We start from the raw sequence: 22,958 nt of genomic DNA on the forward strand, positions 1-22,958 counted from the left end.
ACAAACGCGACTACATCTTCAACGGCACCCTGGCCACCGCCGCCATCGTCATCTGGCTCCGCGACCTCACCAAAGAGCCATCAGACACTGCCTAGGGGGCTAGAGGGCTAGGCGGCGGGCTGGAGCAGGTCCCAGCGGTTTCCGTAGAGGTCCTCGAAGACGGCGACGGAGCCGTACGGCTCGTGGCGCGGCTCCTCCAGGAAGCGGACGCCCTCGGCGGTCATCCGGGCATGGTCGCCCGCGAAGTCGTCGGTGTACAGGAAGAACCCGACGCGGCCGCCGGTCTGGTCGCCGACGCGCGAGCGCTGGGCCTCGTCCTTGGCGCGGGCCAGCAGCAGCGCGCCCTCGGTGGCGCCCGGCGGGCGGACCACGACCCAGCGCGAGCCGTCGGGGCGGGCGGTGTCCTCGACCAGGTCGAAGCCGAGGGCGCGGGTGTAGAAGTCGAGGGCCTCGTCGTAGTCGTGGACCACGAGGGCGGTGAGGGCGATGTAGGCGGGCATGGGCCCTATTGTGCGGTGAGCAGGACGACCTCCAGGGTGCGGGGGCCGTGCACGCCCTCCACCCGGTCCAACTCGATGTCGCTGGTGGCCGAGGGGCCGGAGATCCAGGTCAGCGGGCGGGTGGGGTCGAGCAGGGCGATCGCCTGCGGGACCGAGTCCACCACCTGGTCCGGGACCCGCACCACGCAGACGTGGTGGTCCGGGACCAGGGTGATCCGCCGCCGTCCCTGGCCGGGGCCGCCGTCGAGGACGATCGTGCCCGTCTCCGCGACGGCCAGGGCGCAGCCGGTCACCACGCTGTCCACGGCGTCCAGTTCGTACGGGGTGGACTCCGCCCGGTCCTGGACGTGGACCGGATCCGCCGCCGCGAGCCAGTGCGGGGGCAGCCCGGCCGGCACGAGGACCGACCGCGCGCCGCGCGCCGCGAGGAGGCGCCCCAGCAGCGGGGCGATGCCGTCCTCGTCGGTCCGGTGCACGCGCGCCCGGTACTCGGTGAGGTGGGCGGCGAGGAGGTCCGCCGTCGCGGCCGGGGTGCGGTCGCCGTGGACCCGGAGGTAGTCGCGGGGGACGACCGGGTCGGGGGCGCCCTGGGCCAGTGCCCGGCCGATGCGTCCCAGGACGCGGTCCCTGCTGCTCATGCCCGGCCTCCCCGGTCCGCCCGCCGGCCCCGCTCCCGTTCCCGCTCCCACCAGTCCCGGAACGGCTCCGCCGGGAGCCGCGGCAGCGCGCGGCTGTCCGTCCAGGCCCGCCCGGGCCCCGGCAGCCGGCGCGGCCGCAGCCGGCGGGCCCGGGCCAGGAGCCGCTCCCCCGCCCGCAGCGCGTGCGGGTGGTCGAGCAGCAGCCGGGCGGCCCGCATCGCGGCCCGCTCGGCGGCGTGCCCCCGCGCGGGGCGGATCCGCACCCGGATGCCCTCGCGGGTCACCGGGCCGCCCTGGGCCACCCGTTCGCGCAGGTGGACCAGGACCTCGGGGATGTCGATGGCCACCGGGCACACCTCGTAGCAGGCCCCGCAGAGCGTGGAGGCGTAGGGCAGCGAGGCGTCGATCGCGCTCCCGGTGCCGCGGAGTTGGGGGCTGAGGATGGCGCCGATCGGGCCCGGGTAGACGCTGCCGTAGGCGTGGCCGCCCGCGCGCTCGTAGACCGGGCAGACGTTGAGGCAGGCGGAACAGCGGATGCAGCGCAGGGCCTGGCGGCCGACCTCGTCGGCGAGGGTGTCGGTGCGCCCGTTGTCGAGCAGGACGAGGTGGAAGGCGCGGGGGCCGTCGCCTTCAGTGGTGCCCGTCCACATCGTCGTGTACGGGTTCATCCGCTCGGCGGTCGAGGAGCGCGGCAGCGTCTGGAGGAAGACCTCCAGGTCGCGGAAGGTCGGCACGACCTTCTCGATGCCCACGACCGAGATCAGGGTCTCGGGCAGGGTCAGGCACATGCGGCCGTTGCCCTCGGACTCGAAGACGACCATCGTGCCCGTCTCGGCGACCATGAAGTTGGCGCCGGACACCGCGACCTTCGCGCGCAGGAACTTCTCCCGCAGGTGCAGTCGCGCCGCCTCCGCGAGGGCGCGCGGGTCGTCGTCGAGACCCTCGGGCGCCGGACGGCCCCACCGGCCCATCTCCGCGGCGAAGACGTCCCGGATCTCGCCGCGGTTGCGGTGGATGGCCGGGACCAGGATGTGGGAGGGCCGGTCGTGGCCCAGCTGCACGATGAGTTCGGCGAGGTCGGTCTCGTACGCGGCGATCCCGGCCGCCTCCAGGGCTTCGTTCAGGCCGATCTCCTGGGTGGCCATGGACTTCACCTTGACCACCTCGCGCTCGCCGGTGGCGCGGACCAGGTCGGTGACGATCCGGTTGGCCTCCGCCGCGTCCGCCGCCCAGTGGACCGTGCCGCCCGCCGCCGTGACGGCGGCCTCCAGCTGGAGCAGGTAGCGGTCGAGGTGGCGCAGGGTGTGGTCCTTGATGGCCTTCCCGGCCGCGCGCAGCCGCTCCCAGTCGGCGAGTTCCGCGACGGCCCGGGCGCGGCGGTCGCGGATGGTGTGGGTGGCGCGGCGGAGGTTGGCGCGCAGCGTCCCGTCCCGCACGGCCTCGCGGGCGGCGTCGGGGAAGGAGGGGAAGGCAGAGGCAGGGGCGGGGGCGGCGGCGGGGGCCGGCGGGAAGGCGGGCATGCCCAGGTCCGTGGGGGTGGTGCGGCTCGTACCGGTCATCGCGCGGGTTCCTCCTCGGTCGCGGCCAGGATCTCGGCGAGGTGCAGGGCGCGCAGCGGAGCGCCGGCGCGGCGCAGGGTCCCGTCGAGGTGGGCGAGGCAGGAGTTGTCGGCCCCGCACAGCACCTCGGCGCCGGTGGCCCGGGCGCTGCGGATCTTGTCGGCGCCCATCGCCGCGGACACGTCGGAGTTCTTCAGGGCGAAGGTGCCGCCGAAGCCGCAGCACTCCTCGGCCCCGGGGAGTTCGAGGAGCTCCAGTCCCCGGACCGCGGCGAGCAGCCGGCGCGGCCGGTCACCGAGCCCGAGGGAGCGCAGGCCGTGGCAGGACGGGTGGTAGGTGACCTTGTGCGGGAAGTACGCCCCGACGTCGCTCACCCCGAGCACGTCCACGAGGAACTCGGTCAGCTCGTACACCCGCGGGGCCAGCTCCGCCGCCAGCTCCGCGAGCTCGGCGCCGCGGCCCTCGTCCGCCGCCCTGCGCCCGATCCGGGGGTAGTGCTCGCGGAGCATCGCGGCGCAGGACCCGGAGGGGGTGACGACGTGGTCGTACCCGGCGAAGGCCGCGGCGGTGCGCCGCAGCAGGGGCTCGGTCTCCCACCGGTAGCCGGTGTTGTAGGAGGGCTGGCCGCAGCAGCTCTGGCCTGCGGGGAAGTCCACCTCGACCCCGAGGCGCTCCAGCAGTCGCACGACGGCGATCCCCGTCGAGGGGTACAGCGCGTCGTTGACGCAGGTGACGAACAGGGCGACCCGCATGAGCGCACCATAGCGGGGTGCACAATGGCGCGGTGAAGAAGTTCTCAGTGATCGGCATAGGCGCGGGCGACCCGGACCACCTCACCCTCCAGGCGGTGAAGGCGATCGGCGCCGCGCACGCGTTCCTCATCCTGGAGAAGGGCGAGGAGAAGGCGGACCTGACCGGGCTGCGGCGGGCGATGCTCGACGCCCACGCCCGCCCCGACCACCGGCTCGTGGAGGGCCGCGACCCGGACCGGGACCGCACTCCGGCGGACTACGCCCCGACGGTGGACGGCTGGCGCAGCGCGCGGGCCGAGCTGTTCGAGCGGTTCATCGAGCGGGACCTCGCCGAGGGCGAGACGGGCGCGTTCCTGGTGTGGGGCGACCCCTCCTTGTACGACTCCACGCTGGCGATCCTCGACGAGGTGCTGGAGCGGGGTCGGGTGGAGTTCGAGCACGAGGTGGTCCCCGGCATCAGCAGCGTCTCCGCGCTGCTGGCCCGGCACCGCACCAACCTCAACCGGGTCGGCCGTCCCGTCCAGATCACCACCGGGCGCCGGCTGGCCGAGGGCTGGCCCGCGGACGTGGACGACGTGGTGGTGATGCTGGACGCCCGGCACGCCTTCACCCACCACCTCGACCAGGACCTCTTCATCTACTGGGGCGCCTACGTCGGCACCGAGGACGAGATCCTGGTCTCGGGGAAGCTGGCCGAGGTGGCCGGGCGGATCGAGGAGCTGCGCACCGAGGCCCGGGCCCGCAAGGGCTGGATCATGGACACGTACCTGCTCCGCCGGAACTGACCGTCGGGCGCGGGTGCGGGCAGGTGCCCGGCCCGCGCCCGCACCCGCGCCCGGCTCAGCCCAGGAGCGCGGGGAGCTCGGCCGCGAGGCGCTCGTACTCCTCGGGCCGGTTGTAGATCTGGCCGGAGATGCGGATGCCGCCCCCGCCCTGCCAGGGCCAGATGAGGACCCGGATGCGCAGCCGCGCGGCGATCTCCTCGCGCAGGACCCGGGCTTCCTCCGGGGTCCGCGCGATGTCCGGCGGCAGCCGCAGGGCGCGGATGGCGAGCCCCTCGGTGTGCGGCAGCGGGACCACCCCGGGCAGCTCGGCGAGCAGGGCGGTCCCGTGGTCGACCAGGGCGCTGTTGTGCGCCCGCACCTTGGTGGCGTCGAGCCCGGCCAGCAGGTCCAGGCCGTCCGGGGCGGCGAGCCAGCCGGTGTAGTCGAGGGTGGCCCGGCCCTCCAGGGCGCGCGGGTAGCCCAGGTGGTTCTCCCAGGACGGGACCAGGGGCCGGATCCGCTCCCGGTGCGCCGGGTCCGTGATCGAGAGGATCGCGCTGCCCGAGGGCGCGTAGCCCCACTTGTGCAGGTTGCCGAACCAGAAGTCGGCCCGGCCGGCGAGCGGCTCGGCGAGCATCCCGAGGGCGTGCGCGCCGTCGACGATGGTGGTGATCCCGCGCTCGGCGAGGTCGGCGAGCAGCTGCGGGGAGGCGATGAGCCGGGCGGTGGGCGAGCTGATGTGGTCGAGGACGGCGACCTTGGTGCGCGGGGTGAGGCCGGCCAGGACGGCTTCGCGCACGGCGTCCTCGTCGGGCAGCCGCGGGTCGAGGGCGACGCGGTTCAGCGGGGCGCGGCGGGCGGCGGCCTCGACCACGGTGCCGTAGCCGTGGTCGGTGACCAGGATCTCCTCGCCCTCGGCGAGCCGCAGGGCGTCCAGGGCCAGGTTGGCGCCCTCGGTGGCGTTGGAGATGAAGGACATGCCCTCCGGGTCGGCGGCCGGATCGAGGTGGGCGGCGATCCTGGCCCGGGCGGCGGCGATCCGGTCGCCCACGCCGACGAAGAAGGCGTCGGGGTCGGCGTGCATCTCCTCGCGCAGGGCCTGGTGGGCGTCCTGGACGGGTATCGGCACGGCCCCGAAGGAACCGTGGTTGAGGTGGGCGACGTCCGGGTCCAGGCGGAAGAGTCCGGCCCCACCGGGGAAGGCCGACGGGGTGATGGGCTCGGTCACGGGTGCCTCCGGGATGTGCGGCGCGGCGGGCGGCAGCGGTGGTGCTGCCCCACCGGATCATGCGGGGGTGACCGCATGATCCGGTAGGGCCAATTACGCCACGGCGGACGGCCGCAGCACCTGACGGACCGAGCTCCCGGCGCCGAGCCCCGCCAACCAGCCGTCGAGATCCGCCAGGGCCCGCGCGTCCAGGTGCGCCGGATCGACGGTGGTGCGCAGTTGGTGCGGGACGCCGGAGGCGAGCAGGAGGCGCAGGCTCGCCTCGGCCGAGGCCGCCGCGTGACCGATGCCGGTCACCCGCTCGTAACGGCCGGGCGGGGCCTTCACGTCGAAGCCGACCCAGTCCAGCAGGCCCTCGTCGAGCAGCCGGGCGAAGCGGCGCGGGAAGGCCCCGCCGGTGTGCAGGCCCACCTGGTGGCCCAGCGCGCGGGCCTCGCGGATCGCCTCGGCCAGGCCGCGCTGGAGCAGGGGTTCGCCACCGGAGAAGACCACGCCGTCGAGCAGGCCGGTGCGCCGCGCGAGGTGGCGCAGCACCTCCTCCCAACTCACCGCGGCGGGTGCGAGTGGGGGGAGCAGGTCGGGGTTGTGGCAGTACCCGCACCGCCAGGGGCAGCCCTGGCAGAAGACGGTGCTGGTCAGCCGGCCCGGCCAGTCGCAGGTGGACAGCCGCGACCAGCCGCCGATCCGGATCACGCCCCGGCTCCCGCTCCCGCGCCCGAACCCGTGTCCGCTCCAGGCGCTCCCTCGGCGTGCCGGAAGTGGACGCGCTCGGCGTGCTCGCCCTTCTTGCCGATGTTGAAGGAGGTCACCGGCCGGTGGTAGCCCATGACCCGTGTCCACACCTCGCAATCGGCGCCGCACCGCGGGCAGTTCGGCTGCTCACCCGCGAGGTAGCCGTGCTCCGCGCAGATCGAGAAGGTCGGGGTGACCGTGAGGTAGGGCAGCCGGAACCGCTCCAGCGAGCGGCGCACCAGGGACCGGCAGGCCTCGGCGGTGGGGATCCGCTCCGACATGTAGAGGTGCAGGACCGTGCCGCCCGTGTACTTGGCCTGGAGTTCGTCCTGCCGCTCCAGCGCCTCGAAGGGATCGTCGGTCCACCCGACGGGCAGCTGCGAGGAGTTGGTGTAGTAGGGGTTGGCGTCCGTGCCCGCCTGGAGGATGTCGGGGAAGCGCCGCCGGTCCTCCTTGGCGAAGCGGTACGTCGTCCCCTCGGCCGGGGTGGCCTCCAGGTTGTAGAGGTTCCCGGTCCGCTCCTGGAACTCCACCATGCGTGCGCGGACGCGGTCCAACAGGCGCACGGCCAGCGCGTGCCCGGCCTCGGTGGTGATGTCGTCCGCGTCCCCGGAGAAGTTGCGGATCATCTCGTTGATCCCGTTGACCCCGATGGTCGAGAAGTGGTTGCGCAGGGTGCCCAAGTAGCGCTTGGTGTACGGGAACAGCCCGCCGTCGATCAGGTCCTGGACGGTGATCCGCTTCAGCTCCAGGCTGTCCTTGGCCAGCTCGCACAGCCGGTCCACGGCCGCCATCAGGGCGTCCTCGTCGCCCGCGTGGACGTGTCCGAGGCGGGCGCAGTTGAGCGTGACCACGCCCAGGGAGCCGGTCTGTTCGGCGCTGCCGAAGAGGCCGTTGCCGCGCCTGAGCAGTTCGGTGAGGTCGAGCTGGAGCCGGCAGCACATGGAGCGGATCATGTTCGGGGACAGCTCGGAGTTGATGAAGTTCTGGAAGTACGGGAGCCCGTACTTCGCGGTCATCGCGAAGAGCCGCTCGGCGTTCTCGCTCTCCCAGGGGAAGTCCCGGGTGATGTTGTAGGTCGGGATCGGGAAGGTGAAGACCCGGCCGGTGGCGTCCCCCTCCGTCATGACCTCGATGTAGGCCCGGTTGATCAGGTCCATCTCGCTCTGGAGCTCGCCGTAGGTGAAGTCCACCTCGGCGCCGCCGATCACGGGGACCTGCTCCCGCAGGTCCTCGGGGCAGGTCCAGTCGAAGGTGAGGTTGGTGAAGGGGGTCTGGGTGCCCCAGCGCGAGGGCACGTTCAGGTTGTGCACCAGCTCCTGGACGCACTGCCTGACCTGGGCGTACGTCATCGCGTCGAGGCGGACGTAGGGGGCGAGGTAGGTGTCGAAGGAGGAGAAGGCCTGGGCGCCCGCCCACTCGTTCTGGAGGGTGCCGAGGAAGTTGACGATCTGACCGACGGCCGAGGACAGGTGCCGGGGCGGGCCGGAGTCGATCTGGCCGGGGACCCCGTTGAACCCCTCGGTCAGCAGGGTGCGCAGGGACCAGCCCGCGCAGTAGCCGGAGAGCATGTCCAGGTCGTGGATGTGGAAGTCGCCCTCGCGGTGGGCGCCGGCGATCTCGGCCGGGTAGACGCGCTCCAGCCAGTAGTTCGCCGTCACCTTGCCCGCCGCGTTCAGGATCAGGCCGCCGAGCGAGTAGCCCTGGTTGGCGTTGGCGTTGACCCGCCAGTCCCGGCGTTCCAGGTATTCGGTCACGGTCTCTACGGCGTCGACGGCAGCAGTCACGGCAGCCCTCCCACGAGGCTCGGCACGGAAGTGTGGTTCGTTCGCCGGCAGGTGTCGGACTCGCGCGGCGCCCCGTCCCCGTCGGGGGAAGGGCGTGCGCTCACCGTTGCGGGGCAGTCCCGGATTCGCATCGGGTTCCCTGTTGCCTCGGTCGGGGCGGACATGAGCGAGCATGAGCGTGACCCCGCCGAACCGGCAGGGCCAACACTACATATGGATATGACCGCCCAGTGCGACCACTAGATATTGGGTGACCTTCGTCCCCGGAGAGGGTCCCAAAGTCCCTCCCACCCGTCCGGCCGGCCGCCCTCGCGCGCCGGCGCCGCTACGAAGCGCGACCGCTGGTGGCCCCGTAGTACTGGAGGTCCTGGACCGCGACCTTGCGGTCCACCGGGTACGGCAGCTCGACCGCGGTCGAGGTGGCCCCGTCGCGGACCGCCCGGGCGGAGCTGGTGCCGGAGCGCAGCTCCAGCAGGTGCGACCCGACTCCGGCCGGGGCCTCGTAGGCGTCCGCGTCCCCGCCGGTCGCGGTACGGACGGTGGCCGGCGCGGTCAGGAAGCTGAGCACCTCCACCGCGTCCCGGGGCGCGGCGCTGCCCTTGCGCAGGGACATCACCAGGGACTGGGTCCCGGTCGGGTCGGTCGCGGCGAACTGGGTGCGCGAGGTCAGGTAGAGCGTGTCCCGGACGATCCGCGGCCAGGCGCCCGTCTTGAACCGGGTCAGGTAGTAGGAGGAGATGTCCAGGTAGGTGTGGCCGTTGTGCAGGGAGGGTGCGAACTGGCTGCCCTCCGAGTAGTCGTTCCAGGTGGTCAGCTGCACCCAGTCGGCGCCGTCGTCGATGGCGTGCGTCCAGGTGGAGCGCAGGGTGGCGGTGTTCCCCGCCTCGTCGTAGATCCCCTGGTTGGGGCGGGCGTCCTGGACGGAGACCGGTTGCATCCAGATCTTGCCCGCCTCGTGCGCGCGCCGGACGTCGCCGGCCGCGCCGTCCTGGCCGACGTAGCTGCGGCTGCCCCATTCGGAGAACCCGTAGCTGATGGGCGCGAACCGCGCGCCGTGCGCGCCGAAGTCGAGGAAGAGCGGGACGAACGCGGTGCGGATGCCGTGCTTCGACTTCAGCAGGTCCAGCACCCGGGTCCACCAGGCGACGTCCTTCTCCTCCGCCTTGAACGGGGAGACGACCAGCCGTCCGTCGCCGAGCCGGTGCGCGGCGGGTGCCACGGCGAGCGCGGCGAGCGCGGCCGCGAGCACGGCCGGGTCGTCCGTCTTGAGGGAGGTCATGTCCGGCATCAGCATGACCTTGAAGTCGGGATCGACCGAACGGGCTGCCTCCATCAGGAGGTTGGCGCGGTCCCAGTTGGGGCCGGAGAGGGAGAGCAGGTCGAGGGTGAATCCGTCGATCCCGGCGGCGCGGGCCGTGCGCACCTCCTGACGGAGGTTGGCCAGCTCCCAGTTGCCCTGTTGGGGCGCTACGGGCAGCGGTCGGTCGCGCAGCAGCCCGCCGTAGCGCTCGTGCTTGCCGTTCTCCCCCGCCGGGGCGAGGTAGTTGCGGGTGTAGTAGTCGCCGTCCGCGCTCGCGTTGTCGAGGGAGAGCGGGTAGGGGGTGAAGTAGTGGGCGAAGACCAGCTTCTTGCCGGCGCGCAGCGCGGTGGCGTCCGGCAGGTCGAAGGGCAGGGCGCCGGCGGGCCGCACGCCGCCGCCCGCCGCGCCCCCGTCGTCGCCGGCGCCCGCGCTCCCCGACGCGGCGGGGTCCGGGCTCGCGTCGGGGGCGCCGCTCCCCGGGGTGCCGGCGGAGCGGCCGTGGTCGCCGGGTCCGGTGGACCAGGGCGCGCCGATGTCCGGCGCCGAGCGGTCCGGGCGGGGTCCGGCGGAGAAGGGGTCCCAGGCGATGCCCGTCGCGGCGAACACCCCGACGAGGAGGAAGCCCGAGACGAGCGCGGCCAGCAGCATCCGGCCGCCGCGCAGGCCCGGGCGGCGCCGGTGCGATAAGGGCCGACCCTGTCGCTGCGCACTCATCCTGGTCCCCTTCCGGAACGTGCCCGTGTCCGGGGCTGCACAGCAGTAGAGCCGATTCCCGACATCCGGACAACCGTTCCCCCTCCGGTCGGGCCGGGCGCGTACGTCAGGGGAACCACGCCGACTACGCAGAGCGTCTCGACGGCCGGGGGACGGTCAACACCCTGTACGGAATGCGAAATTCCCCTGGCCTTACGGCACAACTGGCGCATAATCGACCGCACGCGGCTCGAATCAACCCTGGCGCCGCGTTGGGCCACGCATGCAATGGGGGGCATCGTGCCGATGGGGGATCCGAACGGGAGACAGGAACGGCAACCGGGGTGCACGGGGACGCTGCCGGCGACCTCCGCCGAGTTGTCCCGGCTGCTCACCGCCGTCCGGCGGGGGCGGGTGCTGACGGTGACGGGAGGGTTCGGCGCCCCGCGGAGCCTGCTGGTGCGGGAGATGGCACGGCGCCTGACCTCGAACTTCTGCGACGGGGTGGCCGTCGTCACCCTCGAATACGCCTGCGGGGTCCGCGAATTGGTGGGTGTGCTGGGCACCGTACCGGGGATCCCCTACCTGCCGCGCGGGTCGGCCAACGCCGCCTCGTGGCTCGCGGAGCGGGACATGCTGCTCGTCCTGGACGGCTCCGACCGACTCACTCCCGAGGCCCTGAACTGGCTCCGGGCCCTGCTCGCCCGCGCGCCGGGGCTGCGGATCCTGGCCGCCGGGCGCTACCCGCTCGCACTGGAACAGGAGCGGGTCCACCGCCTCTGATCCGATTCCGTCTCCGGGCGGAGCCGGATGGCTCCACAATGGTCGCCCGATCGCCAACCGGCGGACGACGAGGGGGACATGATGAGCAATCAGGACGTACCGGCGGGCTTAGGCCGACACGAGAGGACCTTCGCGGCGGGTTCCGGCAGCGGACCTTCCAGGGCGCGCCGACGCAGATCCGCGAGCCTCAGCGTGGGCGCGGTGGTGGTCTTCTTCGTGGTGGTCGGGCTGGGGATGTTCGCCGCGGGCAAACCGCTCTTCATCGCGCTCATGCCCCCGGTCCTCGGCGGGGCGGCGTTCCTGTGGATCTGGCGCCACAGCATCTCGACGATCAACTTGGAACCGTACGACGAGGTCGAGTTGTACGAGCACGGACTGCTCGGGCGGGCAGGCCGCAAGCAGCGGGCCCTGCTCTGGAGCGAGGTCTCCTCCTACGAGGTCGGTCTCTATCAGCCGCCGATGAAACTCACCGAGGACGGCATGAAGCCCACTCGGTCGCACGGCACCAAGATGCACTTCTCCCGGGACGGCGACGGCGACTTCGAGGTGATGCTCAGCGGCATCGCGGAGGGCGACGCGCTCATGGCCGAGGTGTCCGCCCGGATCATGGCGCACCTGCTGCCCGCCGCCCTGGAGACGGTCCGCTCCGGCCGGGCGATGGAGTTCGGACCGCTCTCGGTCGATGCCACCGGCATCCACCGGGACGTCCGCACGGTCACCTGGGACGACTTCGACGCCTTCGTGGAGAACCCGGGGTCGAGGGTGGCCGTGCGGGACGTCAACGGGAAGGAGTCGCTCCACAGCAAGGCGAGCGAACTGCCGAACCGGGCGGTCCTGCACGCACTCATCCAGCGCTTGCAGGCGGAGCGCTCGGCAGGTTGAACCCGGGCCATTCCTCGGCGAGCAGGCCGAGGATCACCTCGTCGATGAAGGCGCCGTTCGCCCAGCCGGACTGGCGCAGGGTGCCTTCGAGGGTGAAGCCCGCCGCTTCGGCGGCGCCGATCATCGCGGCGTTGTCGGCGAGGGTCTCCAGCTGGAGGCGGTTGAAGCCGCGCACGGTGAATCCGTAGTGGCACAGCAGCAGGACCGTCTCCAGCCCCAACCCGCGCCCGCGGCTGCCGGGCAGCAGCGACAGCCCGACGTGCGCGAAGCGGTTGTGCGTGTCGATGCCCCAGAGCACGGCCTCGCCCGCGAGCTCCCCCGTGGCCCGCTCCACCACCGAGAAGCAGGCGGACTTCTCCGAGGCCCCGGCGGGTTCGAAGGGAGAGTGCCCGCCCGTGGCGGGCAGCGGGCGCCAGGGCTGGGCGTTGGCCCGGGAGTGGGTGGGCACGTCGTCGTACAGCTCGGCGTGCAGCACGGCCACGTCGTCGGCGTGTCGGGCGCGCAGCCCGACCAGGTGTCCATTGATCACCCGGTATTACTAGCCGCCGCCGGTCGGGGCCCACAACCGGATTACGTCCGCACGCACGACCGCCCCGGCCGGAGGGTTCCCGGCCGGGGCGGAGCGTTGCGTTGCGCGCCCGGGTGGGCGGGCGCGCGGGCGGATCAGCCCAGGAGCGCGAGCGCCTGGTTCAGCGTCGTGGACGGACGCATGACGGCCGTGGCCTTGGCGACGTCGGGCTGGAAGTAGCCGCCGATGTCGGCCGGGGAGCCCTGGACCGCGATCAGCTCGGCGACGATGGTCGCCTCCTGCTCGCCGAGGGTCTTCGCGAGGGTCTCGAAGGAGGCCGCCAGCTCGGTGTCCTCGGTCTGGCGGGCCAGCTCCTGCGCCCAGTACAGGGCGAGGTAGAAGTGGCTGCCGCGGTTGTCGATGCCGCCGAGGCGACGGCTCGGCGACTTGTCCTCGTCCAGGAACGTGCCGGTGGCGCGGTCCAGGGTATCGGCCAGCACCTGGGCGCGGGCGTTGCCGGTGGTCTGCGCGAGGTGCTCGAAGGAGACGGCCAGCGCGAGGAACTCGCCGAGGCTGTCCCAGCGGAGGTAGTTCTCCTTGACGAGCTGCTGCACGTGCTTGGGGGCGGAACCGCCGGCACCGGTCTCGAAGAGGCCGCCGCCGTTCATCAGCGGGACGACCGACAGCATCTTGGCGCTGGTGCCCAGCTCCAGGATGGGGAAGAGGTCCGTCAGGTAGTCGCGCAGCACGTTGCCGGTCACCGAGATGGTGTCCTCGCCGCGGCGGATGCGCTCCAGCGAGTAGGCGGTGGCCTTCTCCGGCGACAGGATCTCGATGGTCAGGCCATCGGTGTCGTGGTCGGCGAGGTAGGTCTTCACCTTCGTGATCAGCTGGGCATCGTGCGCGCGGGTCTCGTCCAGCCAGAAGACGGCCGGGGAGCCGGTGGCGCGGGCGCGGGTGACGGCGAGCTTGACCCAGTCCTGGATCGGCAGGTCCTTGGTCTGGCAGGCGCGGAAGATGTCACCGGCGGCGACCTCCTGCTCCAGGACCGTGGTGCCCGCGGCGTCGACGAGGCGGACGGTGCCCGCGGCGGCGATCTCGAAGGTCTTGTCGTGGCTGCCGTACTCCTCGGCCTTCTGGGCCATGAGGCCGACGTTCGGCACCGAGCCCATCGTGGACGGGTCGTACGCGCCGTGCGCGCGGCAGTCGTCGATGACGACCTGGTAGACACCGGCGTAGCTGCTGTCCGGGAGGACCGCGAGGGTGTCGGCCTCGGCGCCGTCCGGGCCCCACATGTGGCCGGAGGTGCGGATCATCGCCGGCATGGAGGCGTCGACGATGACGTCGCTCGGGACGTGCAGGTTGGTGATGCCCTTGTCCGAGTCGACCATCGCGAGGGCGGGGCCCTCGGCGATCTCGGCGTCGAAGGAGGCCTTGATCGCGTCGGCGTCGGGCAGCGCGCCCAGACCGTTCAGGATGGTGCCGAGGCCGTCGTTCGGGGACAGGCCGGCGGCGGCGAGGGTCTCGCCGTAGCGCGCGAAGGTCTTCGGGAAGAAGGCGCGGACCACGTGGCCGAAGACGATCGGGTCGGAGACCTTCATCATCGTGGCCTTGAGGTGCACGGAGAACAGCACGCCCTCGGCCTTGGCACGCTCGATCTGGTCGTTGAGGAAGGTGCGCAGCGCGTCGACGTGCAGCACGGAGGCGTCGACGACCTCGCCGGCGAGCACCGGTACGGACTCGCGCAGGACGGTGGTCGCACCGTCCTGGGCGACGAACTCGATGCGCAGCGTGCCGGGCTCGGCGATCACGGCGGACTTCTCGGTGGAGCGGAAGTCGTTGGCACCCATGGTGGCGACGTTGGTCTTGGACTCGGGGGTCCAGGCGCCCATGCGGTGCGGGTGGGCCTTGGCGTACTTCTTGACCGAGGCGGGGGCGCGGCGGTCGGAGTTGCCCTCGCGCAGGACCGGGTTGACGGCGCTGCCCTTGATCTTGTCGTAGCGGGCGCGGGTCTCGCGCTCCTCGTCGGTCTTCGGGTCGTCCGGGTAGTCCGGCAGCGCGTAGCCCTGGCCCTGCAGCTCGGCGACCGCGGCCTTGAGCTGCGGGATCGAAGCCGAGATGTTGGGCAGCTTGATGATGTTCGCGCCGGGCGTCTTGGCCAGCTCGCCCAGCTCGGCGAGGGCGTCCTCGATGCGCTGGTCGGCGTCGAGACGCTCGGGGAAGCTCGCGATGATCCGGCCGGCCAGCGAGATGTCCCGCGTCTCCACGCGCACGCCGGCGGTCGAGGCGTACGCCTGGATCACGGGCAGGAACGAATGGGTGGCCAGGGCCGGGGCCTCGTCAGTGTGCGTGTAGATGATGGTCGAGTCAGTCACCGGATGCTCCGCTCCACAGTCTGCGTCTCTCGTCTGCAACATTGCTCGACATCAAGATATCTCGTGATCGGCCCGGCTCCGACAGCCCCCTGCCCCGGCTTCCGCGAGACGCGCGTCACCCCGGCCGCCGCGGGCCCGCCCGCAACGGCGGGAGCGCCGCGCCCGACGGCTACGTCGGACGCGGCGCTCCCGGTGTGCGGGCGCTGCGGGTGGGGCCGGGGCGGACTTCAGCCCGCGAGCTTCGGGTTCGGCCCGTACTGGTTGGGCTGCGCGTGGCCCTCGGTGGCCATGAGCACGATCAGCCAGATGCCGCCGACGAAGGGGATCAGGCCGATGAGCATCCACCAGCCGGACTTGCCGGTGTCGTGCAGGCGCCGGACGGCGAGGCCCAGGCCCGGGAGCAGGACGGCCAGCGCGTACAGGGCGTAGAGCAGCGGGAAGGTACCGATCACCTTGTCGACGATCGCCACGACGATCACCGCGGCGAGGTTGCACAGGACGAACATCCAGTACTCCTGGCGGCGCGAGCGGCCGTCGAAGTCGATGTAGCGCTTGAGCACATCCGTGTACCAGTGCATGTATCCCCCCAGAGGACGGATCGCTACGGCCCGCCCTGGTGGAGCGGGCCGGAAGGGACTTATGCCCCCCTTATGTCGCGTTCAAGCCATCTCCGCCCACGGGTGACGGAAGTCTTACGTCGGGCGCGCGCGGCCCCGATCGCACCGGCGACTGCGTAGCGTCCGAGCCATGCGAGTACTCGTCACAGGCGGAGCCGGATTCATCGGCTCGCACATCGTCGGGGCGCTGCGGCGCCGTGGACACGATCCGGTCGTGCTGGACGCCCTGTTGCCCGCCGCGCACCCCGGTCCGCCGGAGCTGCCCGACGCGGAGTTCGTACGGGCCGACGTACGGGACGCCCCGGCCGTCCGGGAGGCCCTGCGCGGGGTGGACGCGGTCTGTCACCAGGCGGCGATGGTGGGGCTCGGCAAGGACTTCGCGGACGCGCCCGCGTACGTCGGCTGCAACGACCTGGGGACGGCGGTGCTGCTGGCGGAGATGGCCGCGGCGGGCGTGCGCGCTCTGGTGCTGGCCGGCTCGATGGTCGTCTACGGCGAGGGGCGCTACGACTGCCCCGCGCACGGCACGGTCCGCCCCGCCCCGCGCGCCGCGGTGGACCTGCGGGCGGGCCGCTTCGAACCGCACTGCCCGTCCTGCGGTGCGCAGTTGGCGCCGGGCCTGGTCGACGAGGACGCCCCGGCGGACCCGCGCAACGTGTACGCGACGACCAAGCTCGCCCAGGAGCACCTGGCGGCGTCCTGGGCCCGCTGCACGGACGGCCGTTCGGTGGCGCTGCGCTACCACAACGTGTACGGACCGGGCATGCCCCGCGACACCCCGTACGCGGGGGTGGCCTCCTTCTTCCGCTCGTCGCTGGCCCGCGGCGAGGCGCCCCGGGTCTACGAGGACGGCGCCCAGCGGCGGGACTTCGTCCACGTGCGGGACGTCGCGGAGGCGAACGTGGCGGCCCTGGAAGCGGTCGGCGCCCGGCCCGCGGGCACGGCGGTCGCGTACAACACCGGCAGCGGGGACCCGCACACGGTGGGCGAGATGGCCGCGGCCCTCGCCACCGCACACGGCGGCCCGGCCCCGGTCGTCACGGGCGAGTTCCGCCTCGGCGACGTCCGCCACATCACCGCGGACTCCGCCCGCCTGCGCCACGACCTGGCCTGGCACCCCGAAATCACCTTCACCACAGGCATGACCGAATTCGCCCACGCCCCCCAACGCCTCTCCGCAGCCGGACCCCACTGACCCCCTACGCCTCAAACGCCGGCTGGGCTGGAATCAACCAGCCCAGCCGTGCCCAACTCAAGCCCCGCCGGCGTTTGAGGCGCAGGGGGTCCGGGGGCGGAGCCCCCGATGGCCCCGGGGGGGGCCGCCCCCACCGACCCCACCACAGCCAGCGCTAGCGCACCGGCAACGTCACCTCGAACCGACACCCCCCCGGCACATTGCGAACCTCGGTCCGCCCCGAGTGCGCCTCCACGATCCCCCGCACGATCGCCAACCCCAACCCGGCCCCCGCCGGCGGCACCGGCCCCGCCCCCGCCGGCGGCGTCCGCGCCGCCGTCCCCCGCCACCCCGTGTCGAAGACCCGCGACAGGTCCTCCGCCGGAATCCCCCCGCACCCGTCGGTGACCGAGAGCACCACCCCGTCGCCCCGCCGCTCCGCGGCCACCGCGACCGTCCCGTCGGCCGGGGTGTGCCGGATCGCGTTGATCAGCAGGTTCGCCAGCACCCGGGTCATCTCCTTGCCGTCCACCTCGACCGGCACGCGCTCCACGGCCTCCCCCACCAGCCGCACCCCGTGCTCCCGCGCCAGCGGGTCCACCCCCGACAGCGCGTCCCCCACCAGGTCGTAGGCCGACATCCGGCTGGGGGTCAGGCTGAGCGCCCCGGCGTGGATCCGGGACAGTTCGAAGAGGTCGCCGACCATGGAGTTCAGCCGCTCCACCTCGGTGCGGATCTGCCGGTGGTAGCGCCCCGGGTCGACGGCCATGCCGTCCTCCAGCGCCTCCGACATGGCCCGCAGCCCGGCCAGCGGGGTCCGCAGGTCGTGCGAGATCCAGGCGACCAGCTCCCGCCGGGAGGTCTCCAGCGCCCGTTCCCGCTCCCGCGAGGCGGCCAGTTTGGCGCTCGTCGCCGCCAGCTCGCGCGAGAGTCCGGCCAACTCGGCGGTCGCCTGGCCGGGCGGCGCCGCGAAGCTGCCGCCATCCCCGAAGTCCCGCGCGGCGAGCGAGAGTTCCCGACTGCGGGCGACCACCCAGCGGCCCAGTATGAGCGCGGTGGCCAGCGAGACCACCGCGGCCATCGCCGCGACGAGGGTGACCACGCCCAGGTCGTGCCGGGACAGGAACATCGCCTGCGCGACCGCGAGCGTACCGGCGAGCATCGCGGTGACGGTGACGGCGCCCACCACGGCCAGGGACACCGTCACCGAGCGGTGGCGGACCAGCCGCAGGACGGCCGCGCCGAGGACCCCGGCACAGGCCGCCCCGCCGAGGGCGAAGAGCGCGATGAGCAGGAAGTCCTTCACAGCGTGTCCTCCGGTCCGGCGTCGAAGCGGTACCCGACGCCCCAGACGGTCTGGATGAGCCGGGGGCTGCCCGGATCGTCCTCGATCTTCGCGCGCAGCCGCCGTACGTGCACGGTCACGGTGGACAGGTCCCCGAAGTCCCAGCCCCACACCTCCCGCATCAGGTCCTCGCGGCCGATCGCCCGCCCGGGGTGGCGCAGGAAGTGCGCCAGCAGGTCGAACTCGCGCAGGGTCAGCGCCAGCTCGGCCCCGCGCTTCGTGGCCCGGTGGGTCGCCGGATCGAGCGCGAGCCCGGCGCCGGCGAGCACGGGCGGGGCGGCGGCCGGGGCCGCTTCCCGCTCGGCCGCGCGGCTGCGCCGCAGGACCGAGGTGACCCGCAGGACGAGTTCGCGGGGGCTGAAGGGCTTGGTCACGTAGTCGTCCGCGCCGACCTCCAGCCCGGCGATCCGTTCGTCCTCGTCGCCGCGCGCGGTCAGCATGATCACCGGTACGGGACCTGTCGCGCGCAGCCGGCGGCACACCTCCAGCCCGTCGATCCCGGGCAGCATCAGGTCCAGGACGACCAGGTCGGGCCGGTTGCGTTCGGCGCGGGCCAGGGCGGCGGGGCCGTCCGCGGCCTGCTCGACGGCGTATCCGGCGCGGTGCAGGTAGCCGCTGACGACCTCGGCGACGGTCGGGTCGTCGTCCACGACGAGGATCCGCGCGGGCGGGGGTTCCATGCTCATGCGCCCAGCCTCCCACCAGCGGTGCGGCGGCGGGACCGGCGGAGCGCCCGGCCGGGGTGACGTCCGCGTTTCGTAAGGAGTCGATGGCCCTTTCCCGGCCCTGTCGTTCCTACGGTGAAACGCGTGACAGCAGACTCAGCAATCCACGATCCCGTGCGCCGGGATCCCCCGTCCGTCGACGTCGTCCTGCCCTGCCTGAACGAGGCCGAGGCGCTGCCCTGGGTCCTCGCCCGCATCCCGGCCGGGTGGCGCGCCCTGGTCGTGGACAACGGTTCCACCGACGGCAGCGCCGGGATCGCCCGCGCGCTGGGCGCGACGGTGGTGACCGAGTCCCGGCGCGGTTTCGGCGCCGCCTGCCACGCCGGGCTGCTGGCCGCGGAAGCGGACGTCGTCTGCTTCTGTGACTGCGACGCCTCCCTCGATCCGGGGTTGTTGGCGGGGTTCGTCGCCACCGTCGCGGCCGGCGGGGCGGACCTGGTGCTCGGGCGGCGCCGCCCGGGCCGCGGCGCCTGGCCGCTGCACGCGCGGGCCGGGAACCTGGCGCTGGCCCGGCTGCTGCGCCGCCGGACCGGGCTGGACCTGCGCGACCTGGGGCCCATGCGGGCCGCGCGGCGGGCGGACCTGCTCGCTCTGGAGCTGAGCGACCGGCGCAGCGGCTACCCGTTGCAGATGGTGGTCCGGGCGGCCGACGCGGGCTGGCGGGTCCGGGAGGTGGACGTGCCGTACCTGACGCGCGCGGGGAAATCGAAGGTGACCGGGACCTGGCGGGGCACCTGGCAGGCGGTGCACGACATGAGCCGCGTCCTGGCGCAGCCGCCGCTCACCGCCGCTCCGGCCGGCGCACCGGCCGCCGAGGCCGGCGCCGACACGGGCGCCGACGCGGGTGCCCCGGCCGGGGGTGCACGATGACGGCACGCACGGCCACCACACTGCTCGTGATCGCCAAGGAGCCGCTGCCGGGGCGGGTGAAGACCCGGCTCACCCCGCCGTTCAGCCCCACCGGGGCCGCCTCCCTCGCCGAGGCCGCGCTCGCCGACACCCTGGACGTCGTGGCCAGGACCCCGGCCGCGCGGCGGGTGCTGGTGCTGGACGGGCGGCCGGGGCCCTGGCTGCCGTCCGGTTTCGAGGTGGTCGCGCAGTGCGCCGGGACGCTGGACGAGCGGCTCGCGGCCGCCTTCGCGGGATGCGCCGGTCCCGCGCTGCTGATCGGCATGGACACGCCCCAGGTCACGCCGGAGCTGCTGGCCCGCGCGAGCGGTCCGCGGGCCTGGGCGACGTACGACGCGTGGTTCGGACCCGCGGTCGACGGCGGCTTCTGGGCCCTCGGGCTGGCCGTGCCTGATCCGCGGCTGCTGCGCGGCGTCCCGATGTCCGTTCCCGCGACGGGCGCCGCGCAGTACGAGCGGCTGCGCGCGGCCGGGCTGCGGGTGGGACGGCTGCCCCGGCTGCGCGACGTGGACGACGCCGAGGACGCCCGGCTGGTGGCGGCCGCGGCGCCGCGGGGCCGGTTCGCGGCCGTGCACGCGGGGCTGACCTCGCCCGCGCCGGCCCCGGCGGTGCGCCGGTGAGCGCCGTCGACACCGCGCGGGCAGCCGCCGCCCCGGCGGCCACCTGGACCGCGGACCCCTATACCCGCGCCCTGCGCAGCGGCCGCGGCCCGCTCTTCCTGCGGCGCGGGGACGGCTGGCTGCTGCCGCTGGACGTGGAGCGCTGGTGCGAGGGCCCCGATCCGGCGGACCGGACGGTGCTGGACCGCTGTCGCGGCTCGGCCCTGGACATCGGCTGCGGGCCGGGCCGGCTCGTCGCGGCGCTCGCCGCGCGGGGCCACCGGGCGCTGGGCATCGACGTGAGCCCGGAGGCGGTGGCGCGGACGAACCGCTCGGGCGGGGCGGCGCTGCACCGCTCGGTCTTCGATCCGCTGCCCGGGGAGGGTCGTTGGGACACGGCGCTGCTCATCGACGGGAACATCGGCATCGGCGGCGATCCGGCCGCGCTGCTGGGGCGCCTCGCCCGGGTGACCGCGCCCGGTGGCGCGCTGATCGTCGAGTGCGCGGCGGGCGCCGGGCCGGTGTCGGACGCGCTCGACGAGCGGTACGTGGTGCGGGTCGACGACGGGCGGGGCGCGGTCGGCGCGCCGTTCCCGTGGGCCCGGGTCGGCGCCGCGGCGCTGGACGCGCACGCCCGGGCGACGGGCTGGGTCGCGGCGGAGCGGTGGACGGCCGACGGCCGGACCTTCGTGCGGCTCCGGCCGGGGCTCCAGGGGTTCCATCGACCGCAAGTTACTTAGACGTATCTAGTGACTCTTCACGCAAGCGACAGTAGAACTTGTTCTCACTCCGCCGAGAGTGAGGAAGATCACATGAGCGATTCCGCCATGCCCGATAAGGGATCCAAGGGCTTTTCCCGCCGTGGATTCATCGCAGGAACAGGTTCTATTCTAGGGGCGATGGCCGTAGCCGGTCGAGCCAACGCGGCCCAGGTGCGCGGCGCCGCGTCCCACACCGCCGCCGCGACGGTCTCCGCCGCGCCGATCACCGACGGGGCCCACGTCCCCGTCCTGGTGATCGGCACCGGCTACGGCGGCTCCGTCGCCGCGCTGCGGCTCGCCCAAGCGGGCGTCGACGTACAGATGATCGAGATGGGCATGGCCTGGGACACCCCCGGGCCGGACGGCAAGATCTTCTGCAACACGCTCAACCCGGACCAGCGTTCGTACTGGCTGCGCACCAGGACCAAGGCGCCGCTGAACTACTTCCTCGGGTTCCCCATCGACAAGGACATCCCCAAGTACACCGGCATCCTGGACGCCGAGGACTTCGGGGGGATCACGGTCTACCAGGGCCGCGGCGTCGGCGGCGGTTCGCTGGTCAACGGCGGCATGGCGGTCACGCCCAAGCGCGAGAACTTCGGCGCCGTGCTCCCGTCCGTGGACGCCGACGAGATGTACAACACCTACTACCCGCGCGCCAACGCCGGTCTCGGCGTGGGTCTGATCGACCCGGCCTGGTTCGACACGGTGGACTGCTACCAGTTCGCCCGGGTCGGCCGCAAGCACGCCCAGCGCTCCAACTTCCCCTACGTCTTCGTGCCCGACGTGTACGACTGGGACTACATGAAGAAGGAGGCGGCCGGGACCGCCACCAAGTCGGCGCTGGACGGGGAGATCCTCTACGGCAACAACAACGGCAAGAAGTCGCTCCAGAAGACCTACATCGCGGCCGCCAAGGCCACCGGCAAGGTCTCCATCACGCCGCTCCACAAGGTCACCACCGTCTCCCCCTCGGCCGGTGGCGGCTACACGGTCGTCATGCAGCAGCTCAACACCACCGGCGACACCGTCGCCACGAAGAGCGTGACCGCGGACAAGGTCTTCTTCGCCGCGGGCAGCGTCGGCACCAGCAAGCTGCTCGTCAAGCTCAAGGCCACCGGCCTGCTGCCGAACCTCAACGACGAGATAGGCAAGGGCTGGGGCGACAACGGCAACGTCATGTGCGGCCGCGCCAACCACCTGTGGGACCCGACCGGGAAGCTCCAGGCCACCATCCCCTGCGGCGGCATCGACAACTGGGCCGCGGGCGGGGCCTTCGCCGAGGTGGCGCCGCTGCCGACGGGCATCGAGACCTACGCCTCCTTCTACCTGTCCATCACCAAGAACCCCAACCGCGCGCGGTTCACGTACAACGCGGGCACCGGGAACGTGGACCTGGACTGGCAGACGGCCTGGAAGCAGCCGGCCATCGACATGGCCAAGACCATCTTCGACAAGATCAATTCGAAGGAGGGGACGATCTACCGGACCGACCTCTTCGGCACCTACAAGATCTGGGGCGACCACCTCACCTACCACCCGCTCGGCGGGGCCATCCTGAACAAGGCCACCGACAACTACGGGCGGCTGCACGGGCACCCGGGACTGTACGTCATCGACGGAGCGCTGATCCCCGGCAACACCAGCGTCAACCCGTTCGTGACGATCACCGCGCTCGCCGAGCGCAACATCGAGAAGATCATCGCCACCGACCTGTGACCTGGGCGGACGCGAAAGGGGTGCGGGGCCGACCGGACGCCACCGGTCGGCCCCGCACCTCTTGCGCGTCACGCTCGGTTCGGCTTCCGCGTCACGGCCGGTCCGGCTTCCGCTGCCGCTCCCACGTCACTGACCGGGCAGCATGCAGACGCTGTCGAGCCCGAGCACGTGGTTGAGCCGGCCGAAGGCCAGCCACGAACCGATGCTCATGCTCAGCTCCACGATCTCGACCTGGGTGTACCGCGCCTTCATCCGGACCCAGAACTCCTCGTCGAGGCCGTGGTGGTCGAGGGTGTAGCGCTCCGCGTACTCGGCGGCCAGCCGGGTCCGCTCGTCGAAGGCGTCCGTCGTGCGCCACTCGGCGACCGCGTCCGGGAACGCGTCCTCGACCTTCTCGCCGTCCCGGTCGGTCCGCCAGTCGAGGCAGAAGACGCACCCGTTGATCTGCGCCACGCGCAGCCGGGCCGCCTCGAACTCCCGCAGCCCCAGGGTCGTGTGGGCGTAGACCGAGAGCGAGAAGTTCGCGGCGGCCATGCCGATGCCGGGGACCATGTCGCCCCAGACGTACTCGATCGGGTGCTGGCCCGCGGGGATGTCGATGTGCAGGC

The 22,958-nt window shown here is 72.9% G+C and carries 22 protein-coding genes and 1 riboswitch; of the genes, 8 read left to right on the forward strand and 14 right to left on the reverse strand.

Going from position 1 to position 22,958, the window contains the following annotated elements; all coding sequences use genetic code 11:
• Window positions 1–107: 107 nt before the first annotated feature.
• From ACIQWR_RS14575 to ACIQWR_RS14590, 4 genes are read right to left on the reverse strand one after another with little or no spacing between them, the layout of a single operon-like run.
• Window positions 108–500: a VOC family protein gene (locus tag ACIQWR_RS14575; RefSeq protein ID WP_404008522.1), complete on the reverse strand. Its 393-nt coding sequence runs from the start codon at window positions 498–500 to the stop codon at window positions 108–110.
• 5 nt (window positions 501–505) lie between these two features.
• Window positions 506–1,138: a lactate utilization protein C gene (locus tag ACIQWR_RS14580; RefSeq protein WP_404008525.1), complete on the reverse strand. Its 633-nt coding sequence runs from the start codon at window positions 1,136–1,138 to the stop codon at window positions 506–508.
• The gene (locus tag ACIQWR_RS14585) at window positions 1,135–2,697 is read right to left on the reverse strand and encodes a lactate utilization protein B (RefSeq protein ID WP_404008527.1); all 1,563 of its coding nucleotides are present in this window, start codon (window positions 2,695–2,697) and stop codon (window positions 1,135–1,137) included. The genes ACIQWR_RS14580 and ACIQWR_RS14585 overlap by 4 nt, the downstream gene beginning before the upstream one ends.
• Complete coding sequence (locus ACIQWR_RS14590) at window positions 2,694–3,449, reverse strand: (Fe-S)-binding protein (protein WP_404008530.1); 756 nt, start codon at window positions 3,447–3,449, stop codon at window positions 2,694–2,696. The genes ACIQWR_RS14585 and ACIQWR_RS14590 overlap by 4 nt, the downstream gene beginning before the upstream one ends.
• 32 nt (window positions 3,450–3,481) lie before the next feature.
• Between ACIQWR_RS14590 and cobF the strand changes: the two genes are divergently transcribed.
• Window positions 3,482–4,234: a precorrin-6A synthase (deacetylating) gene (gene cobF / locus ACIQWR_RS14595; protein WP_404008532.1), complete on the forward strand. Its 753-nt coding sequence runs from the start codon at window positions 3,482–3,484 to the stop codon at window positions 4,232–4,234.
• 55 nt (window positions 4,235–4,289) lie between these two features.
• Here the strand turns inward: cobF and ACIQWR_RS14600 are convergent, their stop codons facing one another.
• From ACIQWR_RS14600 to ACIQWR_RS14615, 4 genes are all read right to left on the reverse strand, one after another.
• Window positions 4,290–5,441, reverse strand: a complete 1,152-nt coding sequence (locus ACIQWR_RS14600) for an aminotransferase class V-fold PLP-dependent enzyme (protein WP_404008535.1) — start codon at window positions 5,439–5,441, stop codon at window positions 4,290–4,292.
• A gap of 93 nt (window positions 5,442–5,534) precedes the next feature.
• Entirely contained in the window at window positions 5,535–6,134 is a 600-nt protein-coding gene (locus ACIQWR_RS14605) for an anaerobic ribonucleoside-triphosphate reductase activating protein (RefSeq protein WP_404008536.1), read from the reverse strand.
• Entirely contained in the window at window positions 6,131–7,960 is a 1,830-nt protein-coding gene (locus ACIQWR_RS14610) for a ribonucleoside triphosphate reductase (RefSeq protein ID WP_404008539.1), read from the reverse strand. The genes ACIQWR_RS14605 and ACIQWR_RS14610 overlap by 4 nt, the downstream gene beginning before the upstream one ends.
• Window positions 7,961–7,988: 28 nt before the next feature.
• A riboswitch (cobalamin riboswitch) is annotated at window positions 7,989–8,172 on the reverse strand.
• Between the two features lie 113 nt (window positions 8,173–8,285).
• Complete coding sequence (locus ACIQWR_RS14615) at window positions 8,286–9,974, reverse strand: glycoside hydrolase family 71 protein (protein WP_404008542.1); 1,689 nt, start codon at window positions 9,972–9,974, stop codon at window positions 8,286–8,288.
• Between the two features lie 285 nt (window positions 9,975–10,259).
• On the opposite strand from ACIQWR_RS14615, the gene ACIQWR_RS14620 reads away from it, so the two are divergent.
• Window positions 10,260–10,736 (forward strand): hypothetical protein, encoded by a 477-nt coding sequence (locus tag ACIQWR_RS14620; protein WP_404008545.1) that lies wholly within the window; start codon window positions 10,260–10,262, stop codon window positions 10,734–10,736.
• A gap of 201 nt (window positions 10,737–10,937) precedes the next feature.
• Entirely contained in the window at window positions 10,938–11,618 is a 681-nt protein-coding gene (locus ACIQWR_RS14625) for a DUF6585 family protein (protein ID WP_404008547.1), read from the forward strand.
• On the opposite strand, the gene ACIQWR_RS14630 is transcribed toward ACIQWR_RS14625, so the two are convergent.
• The 3 genes from ACIQWR_RS14630 to ACIQWR_RS14640 all read right to left on the reverse strand — a co-directional run bounded on the left by ACIQWR_RS14630 (window position 11,581) and on the right by ACIQWR_RS14640 (window position 15,079).
• Window positions 11,581–12,147 carry a GNAT family N-acetyltransferase gene (locus ACIQWR_RS14630; protein WP_404008550.1) on the reverse strand — a complete coding sequence of 189 codons (567 nt, stop codon included), beginning with the start codon at window positions 12,145–12,147 and terminating at the stop codon, window positions 11,581–11,583. The genes ACIQWR_RS14625 and ACIQWR_RS14630 overlap by 38 nt on opposite strands.
• Window positions 12,148–12,281: 134 nt before the next feature.
• Window positions 12,282–14,501, reverse strand: coding sequence for an NADP-dependent isocitrate dehydrogenase (locus ACIQWR_RS14635; protein ID WP_404008553.1), 2,220 nt, complete (start codon window positions 14,499–14,501; stop codon window positions 12,282–12,284).
• A gap of 227 nt (window positions 14,502–14,728) precedes the next feature.
• Window positions 14,729–15,079, reverse strand: coding sequence for a DUF805 domain-containing protein (locus ACIQWR_RS14640; RefSeq protein ID WP_404008556.1), 351 nt, complete (start codon window positions 15,077–15,079; stop codon window positions 14,729–14,731).
• A gap of 169 nt (window positions 15,080–15,248) precedes the next feature.
• On the opposite strand from ACIQWR_RS14640, the gene ACIQWR_RS14645 reads away from it, so the two are divergent.
• On the forward strand, window positions 15,249–16,313 hold the full coding sequence (locus tag ACIQWR_RS14645) for an NAD-dependent epimerase/dehydratase family protein (protein ID WP_404008558.1): 1,065 nt from the start codon (window positions 15,249–15,251) through the stop codon (window positions 16,311–16,313).
• Between the two features lie 154 nt (window positions 16,314–16,467).
• Here the strand turns inward: ACIQWR_RS14645 and ACIQWR_RS14650 are convergent, their stop codons facing one another.
• A complete protein-coding gene (locus tag ACIQWR_RS14650) occupies window positions 16,468–17,598 on the reverse strand; it encodes a sensor histidine kinase (protein ID WP_404008560.1) in 1,131 nt (376 codons plus the stop codon).
• A complete protein-coding gene (locus ACIQWR_RS14655; protein WP_404008562.1) occupies window positions 17,595–18,323 on the reverse strand; it encodes a response regulator transcription factor in 729 nt (242 codons plus the stop codon). The genes ACIQWR_RS14650 and ACIQWR_RS14655 overlap by 4 nt, the downstream gene beginning before the upstream one ends.
• Window positions 18,324–18,446: 123 nt before the next feature.
• Here ACIQWR_RS14655 and ACIQWR_RS14660 point away from each other — a divergent pair, with 123 nt between their 5' ends.
• The 4 genes from ACIQWR_RS14660 to ACIQWR_RS14675 all read left to right on the forward strand — a co-directional run bounded on the left by ACIQWR_RS14660 (window position 18,447) and on the right by ACIQWR_RS14675 (window position 22,350).
• Window positions 18,447–19,232, forward strand: coding sequence for a glycosyltransferase family 2 protein (locus ACIQWR_RS14660; RefSeq protein WP_404008564.1), 786 nt, complete (start codon window positions 18,447–18,449; stop codon window positions 19,230–19,232).
• Complete coding sequence (locus tag ACIQWR_RS14665) at window positions 19,229–19,891, forward strand: DUF2064 domain-containing protein (RefSeq protein WP_404008567.1); 663 nt, start codon at window positions 19,229–19,231, stop codon at window positions 19,889–19,891. Before ACIQWR_RS14660 ends, ACIQWR_RS14665 begins: the two co-directional genes overlap by 4 nt.
• The gene (locus tag ACIQWR_RS14670; protein WP_404008570.1) at window positions 19,888–20,610 is read left to right on the forward strand and encodes a class I SAM-dependent DNA methyltransferase; all 723 of its coding nucleotides are present in this window, start codon (window positions 19,888–19,890) and stop codon (window positions 20,608–20,610) included. Before ACIQWR_RS14665 ends, ACIQWR_RS14670 begins: the two co-directional genes overlap by 4 nt.
• Window positions 20,611–20,697: 87 nt before the next feature.
• On the forward strand, window positions 20,698–22,350 hold the full coding sequence (locus ACIQWR_RS14675; RefSeq protein ID WP_404009332.1) for a GMC oxidoreductase: 1,653 nt from the start codon (window positions 20,698–20,700) through the stop codon (window positions 22,348–22,350).
• 126 nt (window positions 22,351–22,476) lie between these two features.
• On the opposite strand, the gene ACIQWR_RS14680 is transcribed toward ACIQWR_RS14675, so the two are convergent.
• A complete protein-coding gene (locus tag ACIQWR_RS14680; RefSeq protein ID WP_354380993.1) occupies window positions 22,477–22,956 on the reverse strand; it encodes a carboxymuconolactone decarboxylase family protein in 480 nt (159 codons plus the stop codon).
• Window positions 22,957–22,958: the final 2 nt, after the last annotated feature.

This window comes from Streptomyces sp. NPDC098789 (genome assembly GCF_044759975.1).
In the GTDB taxonomy this organism is placed as follows: domain Bacteria; phylum Actinomycetota; class Actinomycetes; order Streptomycetales; family Streptomycetaceae; genus Streptomyces.